At 71.7% G+C, this 22,998-nt stretch carries 17 protein-coding genes and 1 pseudogene; 11 read left to right on the top strand and 7 right to left on the bottom strand.

From position 1 onward, the window contains the following. Nucleotides 1-11 precede the first annotated feature (11 nt). Nucleotides 12-1,139, bottom strand: a complete 1,128-nt coding sequence (locus tag OG470_RS02480) for a sugar phosphate isomerase/epimerase family protein (protein ID WP_328420324.1) — start codon at nt 1,137-1,139, stop codon at nt 12-14. A gap of 392 nt (nt 1,140-1,531) precedes the next feature. Between OG470_RS02480 and OG470_RS02475 the strand changes: the two genes are divergently transcribed. Together OG470_RS02475 and OG470_RS02470 are read left to right on the top strand one after the other, a co-directional pair. Then, a complete protein-coding gene (locus OG470_RS02475) occupies nt 1,532-2,956 on the top strand; it encodes a M1 family metallopeptidase (protein ID WP_328420322.1) in 1,425 nt (474 codons plus the stop codon). A 108-nt stretch (nt 2,957-3,064) separates the two neighbouring features. After that, nucleotides 3,065-4,522 carry a M1 family metallopeptidase gene (locus tag OG470_RS02470; RefSeq protein WP_328420320.1) on the top strand — a complete coding sequence of 486 codons (1,458 nt, stop codon included), beginning with the start codon at nt 3,065-3,067 and terminating at the stop codon, nt 4,520-4,522. Nucleotides 4,523-4,585: 63 nt separating this feature from the next. Here OG470_RS02470 and OG470_RS02465 read toward each other — a convergent pair whose 3' ends face one another. Then, a complete protein-coding gene (locus OG470_RS02465) occupies nt 4,586-5,707 on the bottom strand; it encodes an LCP family protein (protein ID WP_328420318.1) in 1,122 nt (373 codons plus the stop codon). A 146-nt stretch (nt 5,708-5,853) separates the two neighbouring features. On the opposite strand from OG470_RS02465, the gene OG470_RS02460 reads away from it, so the two are divergent. Together OG470_RS02460 and guaA are read left to right on the top strand one after the other, a co-directional pair. Next, nucleotides 5,854-7,551, top strand: a complete 1,698-nt coding sequence (locus OG470_RS02460) for a GMC family oxidoreductase (protein ID WP_328420316.1) — start codon at nt 5,854-5,856, stop codon at nt 7,549-7,551. Between the two features lie 148 nt (nt 7,552-7,699). Further along, complete coding sequence (gene guaA / locus OG470_RS02455; protein WP_328420314.1) at nt 7,700-9,256, top strand: glutamine-hydrolyzing GMP synthase; 1,557 nt, start codon at nt 7,700-7,702, stop codon at nt 9,254-9,256. A gap of 7 nt (nt 9,257-9,263) precedes the next feature. On the opposite strand, the gene OG470_RS02450 is transcribed toward guaA, so the two are convergent. Then, the gene (locus tag OG470_RS02450) at nt 9,264-9,650 is read right to left on the bottom strand and encodes a PspC domain-containing protein (protein ID WP_328420312.1); all 387 of its coding nucleotides are present in this window, start codon (nt 9,648-9,650) and stop codon (nt 9,264-9,266) included. A 143-nt stretch (nt 9,651-9,793) separates the two neighbouring features. On the opposite strand from OG470_RS02450, the gene OG470_RS02445 reads away from it, so the two are divergent. The 3 genes from OG470_RS02445 (at nt 9,794) to OG470_RS02435 (ending at nt 13,050) form a co-directional block, all read left to right on the top strand. Continuing rightward, entirely contained in the window at nt 9,794-10,744 is a 951-nt protein-coding gene (locus OG470_RS02445; protein ID WP_328420310.1) for an NUDIX hydrolase, read from the top strand. Between the two features lie 123 nt (nt 10,745-10,867). Beyond that, entirely contained in the window at nt 10,868-11,758 is an 891-nt protein-coding gene (locus OG470_RS02440; protein WP_328420308.1) for an NUDIX hydrolase, read from the top strand. Between the two features lie 344 nt (nt 11,759-12,102). Beyond that, complete coding sequence (locus tag OG470_RS02435; protein WP_328420306.1) at nt 12,103-13,050, top strand: CDP-alcohol phosphatidyltransferase family protein; 948 nt, start codon at nt 12,103-12,105, stop codon at nt 13,048-13,050. Between the two features lie 59 nt (nt 13,051-13,109). Here the strand turns inward: OG470_RS02435 and OG470_RS02430 are convergent, their stop codons facing one another. The 3 genes and pseudogenes from OG470_RS02430 to OG470_RS02420 all read right to left on the bottom strand — a co-directional run bounded on the left by OG470_RS02430 (nt 13,110) and on the right by OG470_RS02420 (nt 17,113). Beyond that, nucleotides 13,110-14,363: a phosphatidylserine decarboxylase gene (locus OG470_RS02430; protein ID WP_328420304.1), complete on the bottom strand. Its 1,254-nt coding sequence runs from the start codon at nt 14,361-14,363 to the stop codon at nt 13,110-13,112. A 573-nt stretch (nt 14,364-14,936) separates the two neighbouring features. Then, nucleotides 14,937-15,182 (bottom strand): annotated as a pseudogene (locus OG470_RS37140) (hypothetical protein); the annotation flags it as partial. Beyond that, nucleotides 15,179-17,113, bottom strand: coding sequence for a PspC domain-containing protein (locus tag OG470_RS02420; RefSeq protein ID WP_328420302.1), 1,935 nt, complete (start codon nt 17,111-17,113; stop codon nt 15,179-15,181). The gene OG470_RS02420 and the pseudogene OG470_RS37140, both read right to left, overlap by 4 nt. Nucleotides 17,114-17,299: 186 nt before the next feature. Between OG470_RS02420 and OG470_RS02415 the strand changes: the two genes are divergently transcribed. From OG470_RS02415 to OG470_RS02405, 3 genes are all read left to right on the top strand, one after another. Further along, nucleotides 17,300-18,535 (top strand): PspC domain-containing protein, encoded by a 1,236-nt coding sequence (locus OG470_RS02415; protein WP_442931031.1) that lies wholly within the window; start codon nt 17,300-17,302, stop codon nt 18,533-18,535. Between the two features lie 2 nt (nt 18,536-18,537). After that, complete coding sequence (locus OG470_RS02410) at nt 18,538-19,224, top strand: response regulator (RefSeq protein ID WP_172899192.1); 687 nt, start codon at nt 18,538-18,540, stop codon at nt 19,222-19,224. Between the two features lie 191 nt (nt 19,225-19,415). Continuing rightward, complete coding sequence (locus OG470_RS02405) at nt 19,416-20,582, top strand: thioester domain-containing protein (RefSeq protein WP_328420300.1); 1,167 nt, start codon at nt 19,416-19,418, stop codon at nt 20,580-20,582. 81 nt (nt 20,583-20,663) lie between these two features. Here the strand turns inward: OG470_RS02405 and OG470_RS02400 are convergent, their stop codons facing one another. Further along, entirely contained in the window at nt 20,664-20,897 is a 234-nt protein-coding gene (locus OG470_RS02400; RefSeq protein ID WP_328420298.1) for a PIG-L deacetylase family protein, read from the bottom strand. 456 nt (nt 20,898-21,353) lie between these two features. Between OG470_RS02400 and OG470_RS02395 the strand changes: the two genes are divergently transcribed. After that, nucleotides 21,354-22,991: a peptide ABC transporter substrate-binding protein gene (locus OG470_RS02395; protein WP_328420296.1), complete on the top strand. Its 1,638-nt coding sequence runs from the start codon at nt 21,354-21,356 to the stop codon at nt 22,989-22,991. Nucleotides 22,992-22,998: the final 7 nt, after the last annotated feature.

Below are 22,998 nucleotides of genomic sequence, written 5' to 3'. Positions count from 1 at the left end.
CACGCCGGGGGTCACTTCTTGAGGTAGATGGTCAGGTCGGACATGTTGCGGTAGCTGAGCGCCGCGAAGTCGAGCGACTGGGCCCGGTTGGCGGTGCCACCGGGGGCGGTGTCCATCTCCCAGTTGGCGTGGTGGAAGTCCCGCTCGCCGATGGTCTGGAAGAACTGCTGGAAGTTGAGGTCGCCCTCGCCCAGCGGGGTCATCTGGTGGCCGTTGGGCACGCTGGTGTCCCGGTCGCCGTCCTTGGCGTGGAAGAGCGGGAACCGGGTGGTCCGGTCGGCCACGGTGAGGATCGGGTCGAACAGGTCGGTCACCTCGCGGCCGGTCGGGTCGATGTACTTCTGGTGCTTGTACCGGGCCACGTAGGCCCAGTAGATGTCGAGCTCGAAGTAGACGTACCGGGGGTCCGTCTTGCCGAAGAAGTACTCCAGCCGCCGGACGCCGGAGGAGCGGGTGGGGCGGCCCTGGTCGTCCAGGGGCCCGGAGTCGAGCAGGAAGCTGTACGCGGCGTCGTGGTTGTGCGTGTAGAGCCGCATGCCCCGGGCCCGGGCCTGCCGGCCCAGCTCGTTCCAGGTGTCGGCAGCGGCGTCCCAGTCGGCCTTGTACGCGCTGTTGGTCGGGTCGCTGCCGGTGCCGATGTTCTTCATGCCGAGTTCCTCGGCGATGTCCAGCTGCTGCTGGAAGGTGGCCGCCTGGATCGAGGCATGGGTGCCGTTGGCCACCAGGCCGTTGTCGTCGAGGATCTTGCGGATCTCGGTCGGGGTGATCTGCCGGCCGAGGATCGCGGTGTTCTGGGTGTAGCCGGCGAACTCGATCTCCTTGTAGCCGATCTCGGCGAGCCGGGCGAGGACCCGCTCGAAGCCGTACGGCACGCCGCTGTCGTCGGGCGCCGCGGTGATCCGGTCCCGGACGCTGTAGAGGATGATGCCGCGGTTCTTCGACGGGATCAGCGGCTCGACCCGCAGCTTGCTCTTTCCCTTGTCCCTGTCCTTGGAGTGGGCGAGTGCGGGGGTGCCGGTGGCGAGCACCGGCAGGCCGGCCGCGCCGAGCGCGGCGGCGGCGCCGGCGGACGCGGCGAGCAGTGACCGGCGGCTGAGCCGGCCGGCAGAAGAGGCGTCGGGTGCGATCTGGTCTGGCATTGTTCCACCTTTCGCGACGGCGGTTTGCCGTCGATAACGATCAGCAGAGGTGCGAGAGGGTAGGTCGCGGGGCGCCGCCGAGCGCCCGTTCCGCGCTCCCGGTGGACCGGGACTGCGCGGTGCCGCGAAGTTGAAGGGGCAGGTCCACGCCGCCGCCACGGCGTGTCGAGCCGGGACGAGGCCCCGTCTCCGGTAGCGGTCGGCGTGAATGTTCCGAACGCGTTACATCTTGGAGACAGACACTAACGTCGGTCGAAGCCAAAAGAAAGTATCGATCAGCACCAACTTTTGTTTGGATCGACGAAAGTCACTGATGGTCGTCGATACCGACCTCGCGCCCGCCTGCGCTGGCTACGCTCGTCGTGACCGGGGACGTCGCAGGAGGAGTGTGCATGGTCCTGACCGGACGGAGACCGCCCCGGCGCCGGGTGGCCGTCGCCGTCACCGCGCTGACCAGCGCGATCGCGCTGGGCGCGGCCGGCTGCACGGGCGCCGACCGCGACATGTTCCGGCCGGGTGCCGCCGACGCCGGAGACCCGTACGTTCCAGGCCACGGCAACGGCGGGTACGACGTCAAGAACTACCACCTGGACGTCCGCTACGACCCGGCGACCGACCGGCTGACCGGCCGGGCCACCATCACGGCGACGGCAACCCAGGACCTGTCCCGGTTCAACCTGGACCTGGTCGGTCTGCAGGTCGGCGCGGTCACCGTCAACGGCACCCGGGCCGAACACCGCCGCGACGACGGCGAGCTGGTGGTGACCCCGCCCGACGGGCTGTCACGCGGCCGGCCGTTCACCGTGGCGGTCGACTACGCCGGCGTACCCACCGCCGTCAGAGACGGGGCGCTGGGCAGCGGCGGTTTCCTGCACACCGCCGACGGCGCGGTCGCGCTCGGCCAGCCCGACTCCGCCGCCACCTGGTTCCCGGTCAACGACCACCCGTCGGACAAGGCCAGCTACGAACTGGCGGTGACCGTCCCGGACGGTCTCTCCGCGCTGAGCAACGGGGTGCCCGGGCCGAAGAGCAGCGCCGACGGCTGGACCACCTGGCGCTGGTCGGAGCGCACCCCGATGGCCAGCTACCTGAGCACCCTGGTGATCGGCGACTACCGGGTGGTGACCGGCAGTCACGCCGGCCAGCCGATGATCACCGCGGTGGCGGCGAGCCTGCCGGCGACCGGTGGCGCAGCCGGCTCGCTGGCCCGCACCGGAGAGATCGTCGACTTCCTGGCCAGCCGCTTCGGCCCGTACCCGTTCGAGTCGTACGGCGGGATCGTCGTCGCCGACGACCGGGTCGCCTACGCGCTGGAGACCCAGTCCCGGCCCGTCTACGGGCCCGCCTTCTTCGCCGACGACCGGCCCAACCCGGGCGTGGTCGCGCACGAGCTGGCCCACCAGTGGTTCGGCGACAGCGTGTCGCTCACCAGGTGGGGGGACATCTGGCTCAACGAGGGCTTCGCCAGCTACGCCGAGTGGCTGTGGGAGGAGCACGACGGCGGCCGGACCGCGCAGCGCAACTTCGAACTCCAGTACGCGGCGACCGACTGGTCGCAACCATCGGTCGAGCCGGGCCGGGAGCGGATGTTCGGCGCCGCCGTCTACAAGCGTGGCGCGCTCGCCGTGCACGCCCTGCGTCGGACCGTCGGCGACGCCACGTTCTTCCGCATCCTGCACACCTGGACCACCGAGCGGGCGGCGGGCAGCGGCACCACCGCGGACTTCGTCGCGCTGGCCGAGCGGGTGGCCGACCGGCAGCTACGCCCGCTGTTCGACGCCTGGTTGGTGGGTGGCGCGCCGCCCACCCTGCCGTGACGGGGCCGTGATGACCGATCGATAGGCTGCCGCCTGCGATCGGCCGGGAGTTGCCGCTCGCGCGGAGCGGCGGAGGCCGCCTCCGCCACCGTACGGGGGAGGCACGTGATGCGGGTGACGAGGCGCAGGTTGCGGGTTGGTGTCGGTCTGCTGGTGACCGGGGCGCTCGCACTGTCCGGATGCAACTCGGCCGCCCCGGAGGCGGCGCCGTCGCCGAGTGCGTCCCCGACGCCGTCGCGGACCTTCACCGCGGGCGCGGCCGGGGTCGGCGACGCCTACTTCCCGAGCTACGGCAACGGCGGCTACGACGTCGGGCGGTACACCGTCAAGGTGCGCTACGACCCGGCGAAGGATCGGCTGACCGGCACGGCCACCGTGCAGGCCACCGCGACGGCCGACCTGTCGACGTTCAACCTCGACCTGGCCGGCCTGACCGTCAAGACGGTCACCGTGGACGGCGCACCGGCCACCCACACCCGGGAGAAGAACGAGCTGGTGATCAAGCCGGCGGCCGGGCTGATCACGGGCAACGGCTTCGTCGCCGAGATCGCCTACGAGGGGGTGCCGAAGCCGCTGAAGAACGAGGTGCTTGGCGAGGGCGGTTTCCTGCACACCTCCGACGGTGCCATCGCGCTGGGCCAGCCCGAGTCGGCGAGCACCTGGTTCCCGGTCAACGACCACCCGTCCGACAAGGCGGCGTACGACTTCGAGATCACCGTCCCGGACGGCCTCACCGCGGTCAGCAACGGTGTGCCGGGCGGCAAGGCCAGCACGGACGGCTGGACCACCTGGAAGTGGTCGGAGAAGTCGCCGATGGCCAGTTACCTGAGCACGCTGGTGATCGGCAAGTTCCGGATCACCACCGCCGAGCACAAGGGACGGCCGGTGTACAACGCGGTCACCACCACGGTGGCCAAGGGCGCCGCGGACGCGTCGATCGCCCAGACCGTCAAGGTGGCCGACTACCTGGAGAGCGTGTTCGGGCCGTACCCGTTCGACGCGTACGGCGGCGTGGTGGTCTCCGACAGTCGCATCGCGTACGCGCTGGAGACGCAGAGCCGTCCGGTCTACTCCGCCGGCTTCTTCCGGCGCGGCGAGAACACCGAGGTGGTCGCCCACGAGCTGGCCCACCAGTGGTTCGGCGACAGTGTGGCGCTGGCCAAGTGGGAGGACATCTGGCTCAACGAGGGCTTCGCGACGTACGCGGAGTGGCTCTGGGCCGAGCACACCAAGGAGTACACCGCCAAGCAGGCGTTCGACATCCGGTACGCCCAGGTGCCGGCCCAGGTGTGGAAGACGCCGCCGGGCAAGCCGGGGGCGAAGGAGTTGTTCAGCGAGTCGGTCTACCAGCGCGGCGGGATGACCCTGCACGCGCTGCGGGTGGCCGTCGGCGACAAGGCGTTCTTCGAGATCGTCAAGACCTGGGCGGCGGAGAAGCGCAACGGCACCGCCACCACCGCCGAGTTCGTGGCCCTCGCCGAGCGCATCTCCGGCAAGCAGCTCGACGCTCTCTTCGACGCCTGGCTCTACGGCACCAAGAAGCCCTCAACCCCCAAAGCCCTCTGACGACACATCCCCTTCCCGCCGCGAATCGGGGACCGAAAGCTCAAGACCGCGGCGGGGAGGGGGTCAGGTTTTGATGCGTAGGGTGGGGTGGGCGGACAGGTAGGCGTCGGCGCGGCCGGCACGGAGTTCGGTGATGAACTTCTGGCCGACACTGGTGAGCTGTTCGCCGCGATAGGCGCTGCCCTTGCCGACGCCCGAGCCGGGCAGGCCGACCAGCACGAACCGGTCCTCCGGCACCCCACCCAACGCGTACGCCAGGTCGACGATCCGGCGGCCACCGACGTAGATCAGGGTGTCGCCCAGCGCGGCGACCACCTGGTCGACCCGCTCCGGCTGCCGGGCCAGGCCCTCGTCCAGGATCTTGCGGGTCAACGCCCGGATCAGCTGCTGCTGGTGGCGCTGCCGGGCATAGTCGCCGCCGGTGATGTAGCGCTGCCGTGCGTAGTCCAGCGCCTGCCAGCCGTTGAGGTGCCGCTCGCCCTTCTCGTAGACCATCTGCGGCCCGGTGTAGCCGCCGGGCACACTCTCCCGGTGCTTACCGTCCGGCCGGCGGTGCAGCGAGGCGACCCGCTGGTCGATGTAGACGTCCACCCCGCCCAGGGCGTTCACCAGCCGGTCGAACCCGGTGAAGGTGAGCACCGCGCCGGCGTCGATGCGGAGCCCGGTGTACCCGCTGACCGTGCTGCGCAGCAGTTCGTACCCCTGGGCTGTGCTCGGCTGTTTGGGCTTGCCCGGCACCCGGCTGCCGTAGCTCATCGCGTGGGTGAGTTTGGTCTTGCCACCGGCGTAGCCGGCCTTCGGGAACGCCGGGATGTCCACCAGCAGGTCGCGGGGGAGGGAGAAGAGGTACGCCCGGCCCAGCCCCTTGGGTACGTGCAGCACGAGCACGGCGTCGGCGTGCGGCTCCCAGCCGGGCACGCTGACCCGGGTGTCCACCCCGACCAGCAGCAGGTTCAGCGGACCGGTGATGTTGGCGCCCGGCGGCGGCCCGGACGGGCTGGGGGTGGGCGTACCGGCCGGCGTGGCGCTCGGTGAGCCGGCCACCGGTGCCGTTCGGTCGGGCGTGTCGTTGCCGGTCAGCCGGGTGATCACCACTGCCCCGGCCGCGACCAGCGCGACGACGGCGAGGGCCGCCAGCCCCAGCAGCAGCCACCGTCGACGCGACGCCATCGACGCGAGGTTCATGTTGGACGTCCTTCCCACCCGTATCCGAACAACGCCCCGACGAGTGCTCCAGGTTGCGGCCGGGAGGCGCCGGGTCGGTCGGCCGGTGCATGATCGCGCGAAAACGGGCGCTGGCGCGAGCGCTACTCGCGAGTAATGATGCGTCCATGCAGTACGACGTGGTCGTCATCGGGTCCGGCTTCGGCGGCAGCGTCACCGCGCTCCGGCTGGCCGAGAAGGGCTATTCGGTCGGCGTGCTGGAAGCCGGCCGACGCTTCGCCGACGACGAGTTCCCGCAGACGTCCTGGCGGGCCCGTCGGTTCCTGTGGGCACCGAAGCTGGGCTGCTACGGCATCCAGCGGCTCACCCTGCTCCGCCCGGCCGACCGGCGATCGGGTGGCGGCGTGCTGGTGCTCTCCGGAGCGGGGGTGGGCGGCGGCTCGCTGGTCTATGCGAACACCCTCTACGAGCCGCTGCCGGCCTTCTACACCGACCCGCAGTGGCGGGACATCACCGACTGGCGTGACGAGTTGGCCCGTCACTACGACCAGGCGAAGCGGATGCTCGGTGTCACCACGTACCCGCTGAACACCGGCGCGGACCGGGCCATGCGGGCGGTGGCCGACCGGATGGGGGTGGGGCACACCTTCCACGCCACTCCGGTGGGCGTGCACATCGGCCGCCCCGGCGAGCGGGTCGCCGACCCGTACTTCGGCGGCGCCGGCCCGGAGCGCACCGGCTGTCTGCACTGCGGCTCGTGCATGACCGGCTGCCGGCACGGGGCGAAGAACACACTGGTCAAGAACTATCTCTGGCTCGCCGAGCGGCTGGGCGCCACGGTGCATCCGCTGACCACGGTGACCGCCGTCAAACCGGCCGCCGACGGCGGGTACGAGGTGCACACGGTCCGCACCGGCGCCTGGCTGCGTCACCGCCGCCAGGTGATCCACGCCGACCAGGTGGTCTTCGCCGCGGGGGCGCTCGGCACCCAACGGCTGCTGCACGAGATGAAGGCCGACGGTGCGCTGGCCGGGCTCTCGTCCCGCCTCGGCGAGCTGACCCGGACCAACTCGGAGGCGATCCTCGGCGCCTCGGTGGCGCGCCAGCGGGCCCGGGCCGAGCGGTTGGACTTCAGCGAGGGGGTGGCCATCACCAGCTCGTTCCATCCCGACCCGCAGACGCACATCGAGCCGGTCCGCTACGGGCGCGGCTCGAACGCGATGGGGCTGCTCCAGTCGCTGCTGGTCGACGGTGGTCCGCACCGGGTCCGGCGCTGGCTGGGCAGCATCGTGCGGCAGCCCGGGCTGGCCGCCCGGATGCTGTCGGTGCGCGGCTGGTCGGAGCGGACGGTGATCGCCCTGGTGATGCAGTCGCTGGACAACTCGCTGACCACCCGGTGGCGGCGCGGCGTGTTCGGCCGTCGGCTGGTCACCGGCCCGGGCCACGGCACGCCGAGCCCGACCTGGATCCCGGCCGGCAACACCGCGGCCCGGCTGCTCGCCGAGGAGATCGGCGGTACGCCCGGCGGCTCGCTCACCGAGCCCTTCGACATCCCGATGACCGCGCACATCCTGGGCGGGGCGGCGATCGGGGCCACCCCGGCCGACGGGGTGATCGATCCCTACCACCGGGTGTACGGGCACCCCGGGCTGCACGTGGTGGACGGAGCCGCGGTCTCGGCCAACCTGGGCGTCAACCCATCGTTGACCATCACGGCCCAGGCCGAACGCGCCATGTCCCTCTGGCCCAACAAGAACGACCCGGACCCGCGCCCCCCACTCGGCACCCCCTACCGCCGCCTGGACCCGGTCCCACCCCGAGCCCCGGCCGTCCCACCCGAGGCGCCGGCCGCCCTGCGCCCCTGACTCACCTCGGCGATCTCGCGGGCGGGTTCGCCGCTACGGGTTATATGTCCTGTTTGGCGAGGTAGTCAGTGCTGGATCTTGGAAGGGAGGGTGCGGGGGCGGCGGGGCGGGGCGGGAGCGGCCGTGACTGTCGGTAGGCTTTGTGCACATGAGCCTGCCTCGCCCCGTCCTTGTGGTGGACTTCGGAGCCCAGTACGCCCAGCTCATCGCCCGCCGGGTCCGCGAGGCGAGGGTCTACTCCGAGATCGTGCCGCACTCGATGCCGGTCGCCGAGATGCTGGCGAAGAACCCGGCCGCGATCATCCTCTCCGGCGGCCCGTCCAGCGTCTACGCGCCGGACGCGCCACAGATCGACGCCGGTATGTTCACCGCCGACGTGCCGGTCTTCGGCATCTGCTACGGCTTCCAGGCGATGGCCCAGGCGCTCGGCGGCACGGTCGCGAAGACGGGCAACCGCGAGTACGGCGGCACACCGCTGCGCCCCCGCCTCCTCGACCCCGGTGTACTGCTCCGCGACCTGCCGGCCGACCTGCCGGTCTGGATGAGTCACGGCGACTGCGTCACCGAGGCGCCCGAGGGCTTCACGGTGACCGCCGAGTCGGCGGGCGCGCCGGTGGCCGCGTTCGAGGATCTGGCCGGTCGCCGGGCCGGGGTGCAGTTCCACCCGGAGGTCGGGCACACCGCGCACGGCCAGGAGATGCTGACCCGCTTCCTGTACGACATCGCCGGCATCGAGCCGACCTGGACGCCCGAGAACATCATCGACGAGCAGGTGGCCCGGATCCGCGCCCAGGTCGGCGACAAGGAGGTCATCTGCGGCCTGTCCGGCGGGGTGGACTCGGCGGTCGCCGCCGCGCTGGTGCACAAGGCGGTCGGTGACCAGCTCACCTGCGTCTTCGTCGACCACGGCCTGCTGCGTGCCGGCGAGGCCGAGCAGGTGGAGAAGGACTACGTGGCGGCCACCGGCATCAAGCTGAAGGTGGTCGACGCGGCGGAGCGGTTCCTCGGCGCGCTGGCCGGGGTGACCGACCCGGAGCAGAAGCGCAAGATCATCGGTCGGGAGTTCATCCGGGTCTTCGAGGCCGCCGCCCGCGAGGTCGCCTCGCACGGCGATGTGGAGTTCCTGGTCCAGGGCACCCTCTACCCGGACGTGGTGGAGTCCGGCGGCGGCACCGGCACCGCCAACATCAAGAGCCACCACAACGTCGGCGGCCTGCCTGAGGACCTGAAGTTCGCGCTGGTCGAGCCGCTGCGCACGCTGTTCAAGGACGAGGTCCGGGCGCTCGGCCTGGAGCTGGGCCTGCCCGAGGCGATGATCTGGCGGCACCCGTTCCCGGGCCCCGGCCTGGCCATCCGGATCATCGGCGCGGTCGACCAGGAGCGGCTCGACCTGCTCCGCCAGGCCGACCTGATCGCCCGGGAGGAGCTGACCGCCGCCGGCCTGGACCGCGGCGTCTGGCAGTTCCCGGTCGTGCTGCTGGCCGACGTGCGCAGTGTCGGCGTGCAGGGTGACGGGCGCAGCTACGGGCATCCCGTGGTGCTGCGCCCGGTCTCCAGCGAGGACGCGATGACCGCCGACTGGTCACGGCTGCCCTACGAGGTGGTGGCCCGGATCTCCACCCGGATCACCAACGAGGTGGCCGAGGTCAACCGCGTGGTGCTGGACGTGACCAGCAAGCCGCCGGGCACCATCGAGTGGGAGTGAGCGCACCTCACGCGGCCGGAGGCGCCTCGTCCGCCGGTCGTGTGCTGGGCGGGCTCGCCGACGGGTAGGGCGGCGTCGGGGCGTACCCCGGCCATGGCCCGCCGGGCGCGGGCCCGGCGGTGGGCGGCGGACCGGTCTGCGGCGCGGTGCCCGCCCCGTGCGGCCAGGCCGGCGCGCCGCTGGGCTCCTCGGGCATCAGGAACCACATGATCGGGTACGTGAACAGCGCGAGCCCGCCGGTGAGCAGGCCGGTGACCGCGAAGATCACCCGGACCAGGGTGGGGTCGACGGCGAAGTAGCGGCCGAGACCGCTGGCGACCCCGGCCACCATGCGGTCGGTGGTGGGTCGCCGGAGCTGCTTGTACGGAGCGCGGGGAGCGGTGGTGGGTGTCATGTCTCCACAGTCCGCGCCGCTGTCCCTCCCGGCCTCGGTGACCGCCCGGATCCTTACCCTGACCAGCCCCTGATCGGGGTCAGACAGTCAGGAATCTGACTCTTTTCCGTTCCGGTAACCCTGCCCGGGGAGAATTTGCTCCCGTGACCACCTTGCTGGAGCCGCTCCGCAGGATCGCGGCATACGCAGTTTGTGCTGACTCAGACGGCCGATTCTTGCTGGTCCGCGCATCGGAGCGCTCCGGCACACCCGGTGTGTGGTCGCTGCCCGGCGGGGCGGTCGACCACGGCGAGGACCCGAACCACACGGTGGTCCGGGAGACCGCCACCGAGACGGGTCTCTCGGTCGCCGTCTCGGGTCTGGCCGACGTGCTCGCCGACATGCGGGCACTGCCGGAGCGCGGCATCACCATCCACACCGACCGGCTGATCTACCGGGTGGCGGTGCGCGGCGGCACGCTGGCCGACCGGGTGGGCGACCGCCCCACCGACCTGGCTCGCTGGTACACCCTCGACGAGGCGCGCGAGCTGCCGCTGCGCTCGTTCACCGCGCGCGCCCTCGGGCTGCCCGCCTCCTCGGCCGACGTGGTGCCCGACGAGGTGCCCGAGTTCCCCTCCTTCTACGCGGTGCCCGGCCCGGACGGGCTGCACCGGGCGCAGCGCTTCGCCGCGTACGCGGTGTGCACCGACCCGGCCGGCCGGGTGCTGCTCACCCGGGTCTCCGCCGGCTACCCGGGCGCCGGCTGCTGGCACCTGCCCGGCGGCGGCACGGACTACGGCGAGCAGCCCGGCGCGGCGCTGATCCGGGAGCTGGTCGAGGAGACCGGGCAGACCGGCCGCCTGGTCGAGCTGCTCGGGGTGGCCAGCCACCGTGACGCCGCCTCGCTCGGCCCGGAGGGCTACCCGATCGACTGGCACGGCGTACGCGCCTTCTACCGCGTGGTGGTCGACAAGCCCGACCCGTTGACCGTGGCCGACGTGGGCGGCTCCACCTGTGAGGCCCGCTGGTTCGCCCGCGAGGAGCTGGGCGCCCTCCCCACCCACCACCTCACCGAGGTAACCGCCGAAGCAGTCCAAGCCGCCCAACTCACCTAACCCCCCCACCCCCACCCCCCAACCCCCCTCTCCGCGTTGATCATGAAGTTATTGTCAGGACGCGCCGAGATGGACGGCGATAACTTCATGATCGACGGGTGACAACCGGGGGCGGGGAGCGGGATGGAAATGCGGCGCGTGGGGGTTTATGGGGTTTTGTGGGAATCGGGTCGGGTTTTGGTTGTTCGGGACAGGAGCTTGGGGGTTTGGCGGCTGGCGGGGGGTGCGGTGGCGCACGCCGAGCATCCGGAGCACGCCGTGGTCCGCGAGGTCTCCCGGCAGACCGGGCTGACCGTGGCGGTGGACCGGCTGCGGGCGGTGGTTGCCGACGTGACCACCTACCCGGAGGACGACGTCGCGCTGCACACCGACCGGTTGGCGTTCGACTTGAGTGTGCGTGGCGGTGCCCTGCGCGACGCCGTGGACGGCCCGACCGACCGGGCCCGCTGGCTCGCCCCGGCCGAGGTGGCCCGCCTGCCGCTGGCACCGTTCAGCGCCGAACTGCTCGGCCTGCCGGTCACCCCGCTCCCGACCGGAGCGCACCGGCCCGGTGAGCCGTTCCCGCCGGTGCACCCGGACCGCCGGTTGCGCTTCGGCGCGTACGGGCTGGTCACCGACCCGGCCGGGCGGATCCTGCTCACCCAGATCGCCGACGGCTATCCGGGGGCCGGCATGTGGCACCTGCCCGGTGGCGGCACCGATCACGGCGAGCAGCCGACCACCGGGCTGCTCCGTGAGCTGGTCGAGGAGGGCGGCCAGTTGGGCCGGGTGGTGGAGCTGCTCGGCGTGGACAATCTGCACAACCCCGCCGCGCTCGGCCCGGAGGGGCGCCCGCTGGACTGGCACGGCGTACGGGTGATCTATCGGGTGCTGGTGGACGTACCTACTGACGCGGTGGTCACCGAATCCGCTGGCGGCTCGACGGCGCGGGCCGGCTGGTTCACCCCGTCGCAGGCCGCCGACCTGCTGTTGACCGGGATCGCTGCCTCGGCAATCGGACAGCTGGGCCGATAGCCCTCCGCTCGGTGAGCCGAGATGGTGACCCTCCGGTACAGTCAAAGGCGGGAATGATGGAGGAAACGGGCGATGAAGCCCGGCATGGGAATAAGAGAGCGGTTCGCGCGGTTTAGGCCAGATATAAGTACCGCCGGCAGCTATCGCCAAGTCCTGTTCCCTTATGCGATGGTGTACTCCGCAAAACGGCTGCCGGGCCAAGCAAGGTCCGGCACGAGACAGCCGGACACCCGCCCACGGCGGTCAGCTGATCCGGTGATGGAGGAAACGTGCCGAGAGCCCCATGGCGCCGGCGTCGTACGACTGACAGTCCGCGCCCCGCTGGGCGTCGCTGGGCGGGCCGGTTGCGCCGCAGCAGCACGTTCGCCCGCCAGGTGCTGCTGGTCCGGGTGGGTCGCCGCGACGGCGACCTGCACACCGCCGACGTGGCGCTGCCCGAGCACCGGTACGCCGAGCGGCAGCGCCGCCGCTACGGCCTGGACCGGCTGGACCGGCTCGGCCGGCAGTCGCTCAACCTGGGTCGGGCGGAGATCGAGGCGGTCATGCCGGTCAGCCCGGCGCTGCCGCCGATGGCACACGCCGACGAGGTTTCGCCCGGGTCGATCCCGCTGCTCCCCGGCGAGCGCACGGTCGCCCGCCGGATGAAGTTCGGCCTGGTCAACGCGTGCACCCTGGCCAGCCTCATGCTCGGCATGCTGGCCATCTTCCAGGCCATGCAGGGTGAGGTGCGCATCGCCGCGCTCTGCCTGATCGCCTGCGTCGCCTTCGACGGCCTGGACGGCGCGCTGGCCCGCCGGCTCGGCGTGGCCAGCCCGTTCGGCGCGCAGATGGACTCGCTGGCCGACATGTGCTCGTTCGGCCTCGCCGCACCGGTCGTGGTCTACGCCTCGCTCGCCGGCTCGGTCTCGACGGCTGCGGCGGCGGTCGCCTGCGCACTGGTCGCGGCGTGTGCCGCGATCCGGCTGGCCCGCTTCAACGTCTCGCCCAAGGACGGCCGCTTCTTCTGCGGGGTGCCGACCACCATGGCGGCCGCGGTGCTCGCCGTGACTGTCGCGATCGGCCTTCCGGTGCCCGGCCCCGTGCTGGTCGCCGGGGTGGCACTGCTCGCCTTCGCGATGGTCTCCAGCTTCCCGTACGCCAAGCTCGCCCGGCTGGTCAAGCTGCCGCCGTGGCTCTGGCTGGCCCCGATCATCGGCGCGCTGGTCGACATCCGGCTCACGTTCGCCCTGATTGTGGTGGGCTACCTGGTCAGCGGGCCGGTGCTCTGGCTGCGCCAGCGTCGTACCGCCTGATCCACGCAAGCGAAACGGGGCGCCGCGATCAGCGGCGCCCCGTTCTCTGTTGCGCGGGGTCAGTGCCAGCGGGCGATGACCGTTGAGCCGCCGACGACCTTGTCGCCCGGCCCGACCAGCGGCTCGGCAGCCTCGGCCGGCAGGTAGACGTCGGTCCGTGAGCCGAACCGGATCAGCCCGAAGCGCTCGCCCTTCGCCAGCAGCGCGCCGATCGGCGCGCGCTGCACGATCCGCCGGGCGATCAGCCCGGTCCGCTGCGCGACCACCACCGGGCCGCGGGAGGTGTCCAGCACGGTGTACGCGGCCACGTTGTGCTCGGCGTCCGGCTTCATGGCGTTGACGAAGCCGCCATCGGCGACGAAGTAGTCCACCACCTTGCCGGCGACCGGGGCTCGGTTGACGTGCACGTCCAGCACCGACAGGAAGACCGCGATCCGTAGCCACTCGCCGTCGCCGAAACGCTCGTCGTGCAGGCGCTGCACGGACAGGACCTGCCCGTCCGCGCTGGCGACCACGGCGTTCGGGTCCTCCGGCACGTCCCGCTCCGGGTCCCGGAAGAACGCGGCGACCGGTCCGGCGGCCAGCGCCGGCAGCAGCCAGAGCTTCGACGAGGGACGCGCCACCCGGGCCAGCGCGGCCAGGCCCAGCGTGATGCCCGCCGCGGCCACCCCGTTGGAGTCGATGTGCATGCCCCGGGTCAGCGGCACGCTCGACGGCCGGTACGCGGGCGCCAGCCGGTCGGCCGCGGCCGGGCTGGCCGGAGTGAACCGCAGCCGGTAGACCCGTACCGGCGGCGAGTTGCGCAGCACCAGGTCGGCGCCGACGCCGTAAAGGGCGTCCTGCCGGGCCAACTCGGCGGCGGCACCGGTGGTCCGGCCGGGCGTGGCGGTGGTGGCCACGCTCAGCACCGCGCCGTCGGCCAGGTACTTGGCCATGTCCTCGATGCCGCTGCGGGTCTCCTCGGCGGTGCCGGTGAACGCCTCGCCAGCGATGACCACCCCGGCGGCCTCAGCCTCGGCCAGCGAGTCGACCACGCGCACCCGGTCGGCGACCCACCGACCCTGGGCGGTGACGTGCTCGCGGAGCGCGGTGGCGCTGGACGACTCGGCGGCCACCACGGTGAGCCGGTCGCCGGGGAGCAGCGCCTCGATCGCCGCGGCCAGCACCGCGGACTGCGGGCTCGCGCCGACCAGCAGGGCGGCCTTGGGATCGTTGATCCGGGCCAGCTCGGTGACGAGGGTACGGGCGGCTCGCTCGCCGATGCGGACCGGACCGGACCGACCGGTGGAACGCACGGCGGGGGACTGGGTCATGTCGGACGGGCTCCTGACGGGGGTAGAGACGGGAATCGCGGCGGGACCGCCATGGCGGGACGGGCCGGCCGGCGGAGGCGAAATCTCCACCGGCCAGCATATGCGCCTGCCCGCGCCTGCCGCACCGCCCCAGCGGTCGAGAAGACCGCGCCGGCAGGCGCAGGGTCAGGACTCCCGCCGCTGCCCCTCCCGCTCGTCCGCCGGGTGGTCGTCGATGCGCTCGACCGGATGGTCGACCAGGGTCGGCTCGTCGGCCTCCACGGCGGCCGGTCGGGCGAGGCTCCCGGTGGTCGGCTCGTCATTCCCGTCGGCGGGCTGACCGGAGATCGGCGCGGTCTCCGGCTCCGACGGCGAGTGGGCCAGCCAGGCCGGGTGGATCACGTCTGCGGTCGGAGCCTCCGGTACCCGTACCTCCGTGATTGCCTCCGATGCCGGTCCCGGCCCGGGAGCGTCCCAGGTGGAGTGTTCGGCGTCCCAGGCCGCCAGACCCGCGCCGGACGTCGGTGCGGCGCCGGAGACCGGTGCGGTCGCCCCGGAAAGCGGTGCGGCGGCGACGGAGACGGGTGCGGTCGCCCCGGAGACCGGCGCGATGGGCTCGGTGGCGACGGCCTGGTCGGTCGGCTCGGGCCGGGCCGGCCGGCCGGAGCGCAGCGCGCCGACCAGCCCGAAGACCCCGATCAGGATGAGCGCGCCGGCCAGGAACCAGCCGACCGGCGGCAGCGCGAGCCCGAGCAGTTGGGCGAGCAGCCACCAGGCCGACAGCGCCAGGAACACCAGCCCGAAGGCGAACGACACCAGGTCCGTACGGTGGGCCTTCACCGGGTCACCTCCAGGTTGCCGGCATTGACATGGATGTACAGGCGCAGCTTCCCGCCCCCGGGCCCGTCCGCGCCGAGGTCGGTGGTCTCCCGCAGGCTGCCGTCAAACCCGCCGGATCGGTTGCCGAAGACGGTGGCGTCGCCCGCGTTGACGTCGGCCACCGTGGTGACGTCCACGTTCGGCGGAACGACCACGGTCCCCTTGCCGAAGTTGATCGCTACGGTCACCTGGCTCTCCCGATTGGAGAAGTCGATCGAGCGGAGGTCGAGCACGGCGTCGCCGAAGCTGTTCTCGTACCGGTTGGCGAGGTCGCGGTAGTCGGTGGGCGCCCAGGTGACCGCGCCGTCGACGCCCCGGATCCGGTCGTACGACTCGGCGATCGTGGCCGTTCCCAGCGCGGCGGCGGTCACCAGGCCGAGCGCGATCAGCCAGCGGGCCCGGCCGAACCAGGTGCCGACCAGCAGACCCAGCGCGATCGTGGCCAACGCGGCCGCGAAGTACGCCGACGCGCCGACGTCGAAGACGTTCAGCAGGTCGAGCAGGGCGACCACGCCGAGGACCAGGAAGATCAGCGAGAAGGTCACCGCGCCGAGCGGTGAACGCTCCCGGGGTCGCTTCGGCGGCTTCGGTGGCTTTGGCGGCTTCGGCGGGGGGTACGCGGCCGGAGCCGGCGAGGCGTACGGGCCGTGTGGCGCGAACGGGGGGCGGTATCCGGCCGGTGGCGGCGGCGTGACCGGGTAGTCGGACGGGACACCGGCAGCAGGAGCACCGGTCACCGGTGCCGACGGCCAGTCGGCGCTGGGCATGCCGGTGCTGGGCAGGTCAGTGCTCGGCCAGCCCGGGGCGGCGGGGGCGGGCGCGGGCCAGCCGGCCTGCGGAACAGCCATCCCGGCCGGTTGCCCGGACACCGGACCGACCCCGGAGACCGGACCCGCTCCGGACACCGGCTGCGCGCTGGCGAACTGCTGCGGAGCGGCGGCCGACTGTGCGCCGACGACCGGGGCGGGCGCGGTCGGCGACCCACCCGTGGTGGCGTACGCCGGATCGCCACCGGCCAGCGGCGCGGTCGGCAGCGGGCCGGCGGGCGGCACGGTGCCGTACGTCGGCGCCGGCCAGGCGACCGGCGGGACCGGCCCGGGTGGCGTACCGATCGGCCCGGACGGCACCGGCCCGCCCGGCGTACCGGGCTGTGGCCCTCGGCTGTCCCGGTTGAGCAGCAGCGCGCCGCCGATCAGGATCGCCGCGCCGAGCAGCACCGCGCGGAAGGCGTCGGTGACGATGTAGCCGAAGCTGGCCGCCACCAGGATGCCCAGGATGATCACGGTCACCGGCGACATGCTGGACCGGCCACGCCCGAGCATGGACTCCACCGGGGACGCGGTGTCGCCCTCGTTCGGGATGATCAGCCAGGCGGCGACGTACACCAGGATGCCGATGCCGCCGAAGAACCCGAGCACCGCGAGCAGCACCCGCCAGAGCACCGGGTCGGTGTTGGTGGCTCGTCCGATCGCCGCGCAGACCCCGGCCAGGTACCGCCCGTCGCGCGGCCGGACCAGCCCGTACCGCGAGGTGAAGCCGGCGCCGCCCAGCGGCGGTGGCGGCGCGGCCGGACCGGGACCACCCGGCCCGGGTGGCGTACCCCCGGCCCCGCTCGCCCCGTAGCCGGTGCCGGCCGCGAAGCCGGCACCAGGCCCGTAGCCCGCGCCGCCCGGTCCGTAGCCCGTGCTGCCGGGCCCGTAGCCCGCGCCGGCCGGGTCGCCCGGTGCGTGCTCGGCGGCCGGGCCGGTGCCGAACCCGGTGGCGGCGCCGGTGGGCGGGCCGAACGTGCTGGGCTCGGTCCAGCCGGCGGGTGTCGCGGCTGGTGCGGGCGGCGATGCACCACCCGGCTGTGCCGACCCGGGACGGGGCGGCGGGGCAGCTTCCTCGGTCATGCCTCGATCCTGCTGCCAGGTCCGCCCGAACGACCTCAGGACCCGACCCTGACCCCACCCTGAGATCCTGGCGGCCGGAATGTCGGGGGCGTCCCCGTGGTCGCGGGACACCGCAGCGTGTGACGATCGGATCCACCGAACCCGACCAGCCCGAAACCGTGACCAGGGGAGCCTCCGATCAGCATCGTGACCCCGCCTCCGCGCCTGTACCGCGCCCCCGAGCACCGGATGGCCGCGGGCGTCGCCGCCGGCATCGCCGACCACCTCGGCATCTCGGTGCTGCGCGTGCGGGTCGCGTTCATGGTGCTGCTCGGGCTGAGCGGGCTCGGCCTGCTGCTCTATGCGGCCTTCTGGGCGGTGGTGCCGCTGCGGCCCGGTGACACCGCGGTGCCGCCCCGCCGGGACGTGGCCCAGCTCCTGCCGTTCGTGGGGATCGGGCTCGGGGTCCTGCTGATCCAGGTGATGGTCTTCGACTCGGTCGGCGCGGCGGGCACCGCCGGCTGGCTGGTGGCCATCATCGCGGTCGGTGCCGGTGTCATCTGGCACCAGTCCGCGCCCGAGCGGCGGCGGCGGTGGGGCGACACGCCGGTGCCCTGGCTCGGCGCGGTCGTCGAGGAGAGCGACCGGCGAGCCTTCGTGCTCCGGTTCATCGGCGGCGGGGTGCTGGTCGCGGTCGGCATCATCGGCGTCGCGGCGGTCTACTCGCCGGCGCAGAACTTCGACGCGGTGATCAACGGCGTGATCTTCGCGCTGGTGGGGCTGGCCGGGGTCGGCGTGGTCGCCGCGCCGGTGCTCTGGCGGACGTACAACCAGCTCCGTTCGGAGCGCGAGGGGCGCATCCGCGAGCAGGAGCGGGCCGAGCTGGCCGCGATGGTGCACGACCAGGTGCTGCACACGTTGGCCCTGATCCAGCGCAACGCCACCGATGTCAAGACGGTCCAGCGGCTGGCCCGCGGGCAGGAGCGTTCGCTGCGCAACTGGCTCTACAAGCCCACCGCGTCGCCCAACGAGCGCTTCGCCGCGGCCCTGGAGCAGGCCGCGGCCGAGGTCGAGGACACCTTCGCGATCACGGTGGAGGCGGTGGTGGTCGGTGACCGGGAGACCGATGAGCGGGTCGGCGCGCTGGTCGCCGCCGCGCGGGAGGCGCTGGTGAACGCGGCCCGGCACGCCGGGGTGCAGACCGTGTCGCTCTACGCCGAGGTGGAGCCGGATCAGATCAGCGTCTTCGTCCGAGACCGGGGAAAGGGCTTCGACCCGGATACCGTGGAGGACCACCGGCACGGCGTACGCGGCTCGATCATCGGGCGGATGAAGCGGCACGACGGACGGGCCGAGATCCGGTCCGGACCGGGGGACGGAACCGAGGTCCGGTTGATCCTGCCGATCTCCCGGGACTCGTCCGCAGCGGAGAGGAACAGATGACCATGGCCGAGCAGTCGATGGAGCACCTCGACCCGGCGGACGCCCGCCCCGAGCGGCTGCGGGTGTTCCTGGTGGACGACCATGCCATGTTCCGGGCCGGAGTACGCGCCGAGCTGGGCGCCCACGTCGAGGTGGTGGGCGAGGCGAGCACGGTGGCCGAGGCGGTCACCCGGATCGCGGCCACCGGGCCGGACGTGGTGCTGCTCGACGTGCACATGCCCGACGGCGGCGGTCGTGCGGTGCTGGAGGCGATGCGGCGCAGCCACCCGCAGGTCAAGTTCCTGGCACTGAGCGTCTCCGACGCGGCGGAGGACGTGATCGGGCTGATCCGTGCCGGTGCCCGGGGGTACGTCACCAAGACCATCTCCCCGGACGAGTTGGCCGCGGCGATCCGCCGGGTCGCCGACGGTGACGCGGTTTTCAGTCCTCGGCTGGCCGGGTTCGTGCTGGACGCCTTCGCGGCCCGGCCGGACGCGCCGGTGGCCGATCCGGAGCTGGACCAGCTCACCAACCGGGAGCGGGAGGTGCTGCGGCTGCTCGCCCGAGGGTACGCGTACAAGGAGATCGCGAAGGAGCTGTTCATCTCCATCAAGACGGTGGAGACGCACGTGTCGAACGTGCTGCGCAAGCTTCAGATGTCCAACCGGTACGAGCTCTCCCGATGGGCGGCGGACCGCCGACTCGTGTGACCTATTCCTCCTCCCCGACAATTGGGTCACATGCGACGGATGCCGCCGCTCGGGGCTGACAAATGATCAACCGTCGTCACATAATGCCTCGGTCCCGTCTCCGCGCGCGGGTGCTGCGCATCCCGTGGAGGCAGTGACTCACGCGTGCCCGCGTTTGCGGGTCACCCCTGGGGAGAGGTGCACGAATCTTGATGTTCGGACAACGAGGACGACGCTGGGCGCGGATCGCGCTGGCGACCGTCGCCGGTGGCACGCTGGCGCTCGGCATCGCCGGCCCGGCCGCCGCGGCCCCGGCCACCGGTGTGGCCAAGGCGGTCGACGGCACCAAGGTGATCCTGAAGCTCGATGGCAAGGCCCGCGAAACGTCCGCGCTCGCGCTGCAGATTGACGGCAAGCTGGTGCCGGCGTTCTGCATCGACTACCACACCAGCGTGAAGCTGGACGGGAAGTACGAGGAGGGCACCTGGGACAAGTCCCAGGTGAAGAACCTCGGCAAGGTGCAGTGGGTGCTCACCCACGGCTACCCGAACGCCGACTCCACCGCGCTGCTCGCGGCTGCCGGCGCCACCGCTCCGGCGAAGATCGAGAAGAAGCGGCTGGACACGCTGCTCTACTTCGGCACGCAGACCGCCGTCTGGCACTTCAGCGACGGGATCAAGCTGGGCGACTGGGAGAAGGGCCTGCTCGCGCAGCAGCAGTACGACGTGATCAAGAAGGTCCGTGACTACCTGGTCAAGAACGCCACCGACCAGCCGGAGCCGCGGGCCGAGCTGTCCGTCGACCCGGCCAGCGCCACCGCGACGGTCGGCGGCAAGGCCGGCCCGTTCACGGTCAAGGGTCCGGCCGGTGACATCACCGTCGCGGCCACCGGCGGCGCGGCCGTCGACGCCGAGGGCAAGCCGGTCACCAAGACCACCAACGGTGGGCAGTTCTGGCTGACCGCCGAGGGTGCCGGCACGGTCAACGTGACGCTGACCGCGCAGGACTCGGTCTCCTTCGGCCGGGTGTTCCTGTTCACCGGCACCAAGAAGGCGCAGAAGCTGATCCTCGGCGGCAGCACCGGTGCCACCGTCACCGCCAAGGCCGAGGCCGGGTTCACCGCCGCCCCGACGCCGTCCGCGACCCCCTCGACGCCGGCCCCGACCCCGAGCGCGACTCCGTCGACTCCGTCGGCCACCCCGTCGGACTCGTCGCCGGCCAGCCCGGCCCCGTCCACCTCGCCGGCGAGCAACGGCGGCGGCCTGCCGCTGACCGGTTCGCCGATCGCGACGGCGGCGACCGCTGGCGTACTGCTGCTCGCCGCGGGTGCGGTGACGGTCCTGATGGTCCGTCGCCGGAAGGTGCGCTTCACCGCCTGATCCGCTTCGGTTTCACCGTCGGCCCCGGCCCCGCCCCACGCGGTGCCGGGGCCGATGCCGTCTGGCCCCCAGGCCGGCGTGTCAGACCGTCGGGCCATCCATGGCTTTAGCCAACGACTCGCTGTTCCGCCATGCGCAAACGGGGCATTTCGGCTCGCGCGGTGTCGTCGAAATCGCGCGCGTCACCCGGGTGATGATCAGAGAGCCGACCTCGATGCCCTCATCCACCCAGCCGGTGATGGTGGCCGCGCAGCCGAGGTCGACATCGTCCGGATGGGCAAAGACGGCGAGCCCTCGACGGACGTCGGGAAGCACGGGAGCGGACTGGGGAAAGCTCACAGAACCCGACCCAACGCGGACCGCCGTGGTCCGGCTGGGCCACGTCTTCCCTGCTCAGAGCCACCCCACCCGACCGCTTTATGATCATTTTTCAAGTATCGGCAACGTGGCGGGCAACTAACGTCTTGATAACGGCACCTTCACGGAAGCGGCCAGTGAGTGTCACAGTGGCAACACCTCACCCTCGGTGTGTGGCACTCCGTACGGCCCACGACCACGCCCTCCGCTATTTCGCGGCGGTCCGTGGCTGTGTCGCCTGCGTAGGGTTGCGCCTCGCCGGGTGGGGAGCCCGGCGGATCGGAACATCAGGGGTGTCTCCAACTTCCCTGTGGTCCCGGCGACCCGCGCCCCGGGGTGGTCGGGCGGTGTCACCCCCAGACGTGCGTGAAACCCACGACGGAACCAGGTCTTAGAAAGAGGAGGCCCCTCGGAATGAGAGTCTCGAAGCGGGCGACGAGCGCAATCGCGCTCAGCGCGGCTGCCGTGCTTGTCGCGAGCGGTTGCTCGAGCGGTGACGGTGACGGCGACGCCGCCACCAGCACGGACGGCTCGATCGTCATCCACGGCGTCCAGCCGGAGAACCCGCTGGTCCCGTCGAACACCACGGAGACCGGCGGCGGCAAGGTCATCGACTGGCTGTGGACCGGCCTGGTCGAGTACCCCAACGACGGTGGGGCCCCGCGCAACGCGCTGGCGGAGTCCATCGACACCAAGGACTCCAAGGTCTTCACGATCAAGATCAAGAAGGGTACCAAGTTCCACGACGGTACCGAGGTGAAGGCGAAGAACTTCGTCGACGCCTGGAACTGGGCCGCCTACTCGCCGAACGGCGCGCAGAACGGCACCTTCTTCTCGGACATCGCTGGCTTCGACCAGACCTACACCTCGGACCCGGACGGCGAGGGCCCGCAGAAGGCCCCGGCGCCGACGGCCGAGAAGATGTCCGGTCTGAAGGTCGTCGACGACCAGACCTTCGAGGTCACCCTCGCCGCGCCGACCGCGGTCTTCCCGACCAAGCTCGGCTACAGCGCCTTCATGCCGCTGCCGGACGTGTTCTTCACCCAGAAGCCCGAAGAGTTCGGCAAGAAGCCGGTCGGCAACGGCCCGGTGAAGTTCGTGTCGTGGGAGGACAACGTCCTCATCAAGCTGACGCGCTTCGACGACTACAGCCTGCGCGACAAGATGAAGCTCAAGGACGTCGACGTCAAGCTGTACCAGGACGAGTCGGCTGCCTACGCCGATCTGCTGGGCAACAACCTCGACTTCATGGAGGTTGTCCCCACCTCGGCGCTCGCCGGTGACAAGTGGAAGACCGACCTCGGCGAGCGGGGCCTGTCGACCGTGACGCCGTCGACCGCGCTGATCGCGTTCCCGACCTACGACAAGCGCTTCCAGAACCCGAAGCTGCGTCGTGCCGTGTCGCTGTCGATCAACCGGCAGGAGATCTCGGACAAGATCTTCTTCGGTACCCGCAAGCCGGCCGACAGCTGGGCGAACCCGCTGACCCCGGGCGCCAAGCCGGGCAACTGCACCGCCTGCAAGTTCGACGCCGCTGCGGCCAAGCAGCTGCTGGCCGAGGCCGGTGGCTTCACCGGTGAGATGGTCTTCTACTACAACGCCGACTCCAGCCACAAGGACTGGATGGACGCCGTTGCGCAGCAGGTCAAGACCAACCTCGGCATCGAGGCTCGCGCCGAGGGCGTGCCGACCTTCGCGGTCTTCCGCCAGAACATCAACGCCCACAAGATGACCGGCCCGTACCGTGCCGCCTGGCAGCAGGACTACCCGGACGTGGAGAACTGGGTCAACCCGCTCTACGTGACTGGTGGCTCCTCGAACGACGGTCTGTACAGCAACAAGGAGGTCGACGCCCTGGCGAAGCAGGCCAGCGCCGCTCCGAGCCTGGAGGCCTCGCACGAGGCGTTCTCCAAGGCGGTTGAGCTTGTCGACCAGGACGTCCCGAGCATCCCGATCTACTTCTACGGCCAGCAGTCCGGCCACTCGGAGAAGATCAAGAAGCTCGAGCTGAACAACGTCGGCGAACTCGACATCACCTCGGTCGAGCTCTGATCCGAAC

The organism is Micromonospora sp. NBC_00389 (genome assembly GCF_036059255.1).
Taxonomy (GTDB): domain Bacteria; phylum Actinomycetota; class Actinomycetes; order Mycobacteriales; family Micromonosporaceae; genus Micromonospora.
This window is presented reverse-complemented; position numbering and strand designations above follow the sequence as displayed.

Excerpts from the sequence above, each read along its gene's own strand:
- OG470_RS02470 (WP_328420320.1), top strand. The coding sequence starts at position 3,065 with ATGCGGGTGACGAGGCGCAGGTTGCGGGTTGGTGTCGGTCTGCTGGTG.
- OG470_RS02480 (WP_328420324.1), bottom strand. The coding sequence starts at position 1,139 with ATGCCAGACCAGATCGCACCCGACGCCTCTTCTGCCGGCCGGCTCAGC.
- OG470_RS02420 (WP_328420302.1), bottom strand. The coding sequence starts at position 17,113 with ATGACCGAGGAAGCTGCCCCGCCGCCCCGTCCCGGGTCGGCACAGCCG.
- OG470_RS02475 (WP_328420322.1), top strand. The coding sequence starts at position 1,532 with ATGGTCCTGACCGGACGGAGACCGCCCCGGCGCCGGGTGGCCGTCGCC.
- OG470_RS02440 (WP_328420308.1), top strand. The coding sequence starts at position 10,868 with ATGGAAATGCGGCGCGTGGGGGTTTATGGGGTTTTGTGGGAATCGGGT.
- OG470_RS02460 (WP_328420316.1), top strand. The coding sequence starts at position 5,854 with ATGCAGTACGACGTGGTCGTCATCGGGTCCGGCTTCGGCGGCAGCGTC.
- guaA (WP_328420314.1), top strand. The coding sequence starts at position 7,700 with ATGAGCCTGCCTCGCCCCGTCCTTGTGGTGGACTTCGGAGCCCAGTAC.
- OG470_RS02410 (WP_172899192.1), top strand. The coding sequence starts at position 18,538 with ATGGCCGAGCAGTCGATGGAGCACCTCGACCCGGCGGACGCCCGCCCC.
- OG470_RS02450 (WP_328420312.1), bottom strand. The coding sequence starts at position 9,650 with ATGACACCCACCACCGCTCCCCGCGCTCCGTACAAGCAGCTCCGGCGA.
- OG470_RS02465 (WP_328420318.1), bottom strand. The coding sequence starts at position 5,707 with ATGAACCTCGCGTCGATGGCGTCGCGTCGACGGTGGCTGCTGCTGGGG.
- OG470_RS02430 (WP_328420304.1), bottom strand. The coding sequence starts at position 14,363 with ATGACCCAGTCCCCCGCCGTGCGTTCCACCGGTCGGTCCGGTCCGGTC.
- OG470_RS02405 (WP_328420300.1), top strand. The coding sequence starts at position 19,416 with ATGTTCGGACAACGAGGACGACGCTGGGCGCGGATCGCGCTGGCGACC.
- OG470_RS02395 (WP_328420296.1), top strand. The coding sequence starts at position 21,354 with ATGAGAGTCTCGAAGCGGGCGACGAGCGCAATCGCGCTCAGCGCGGCT.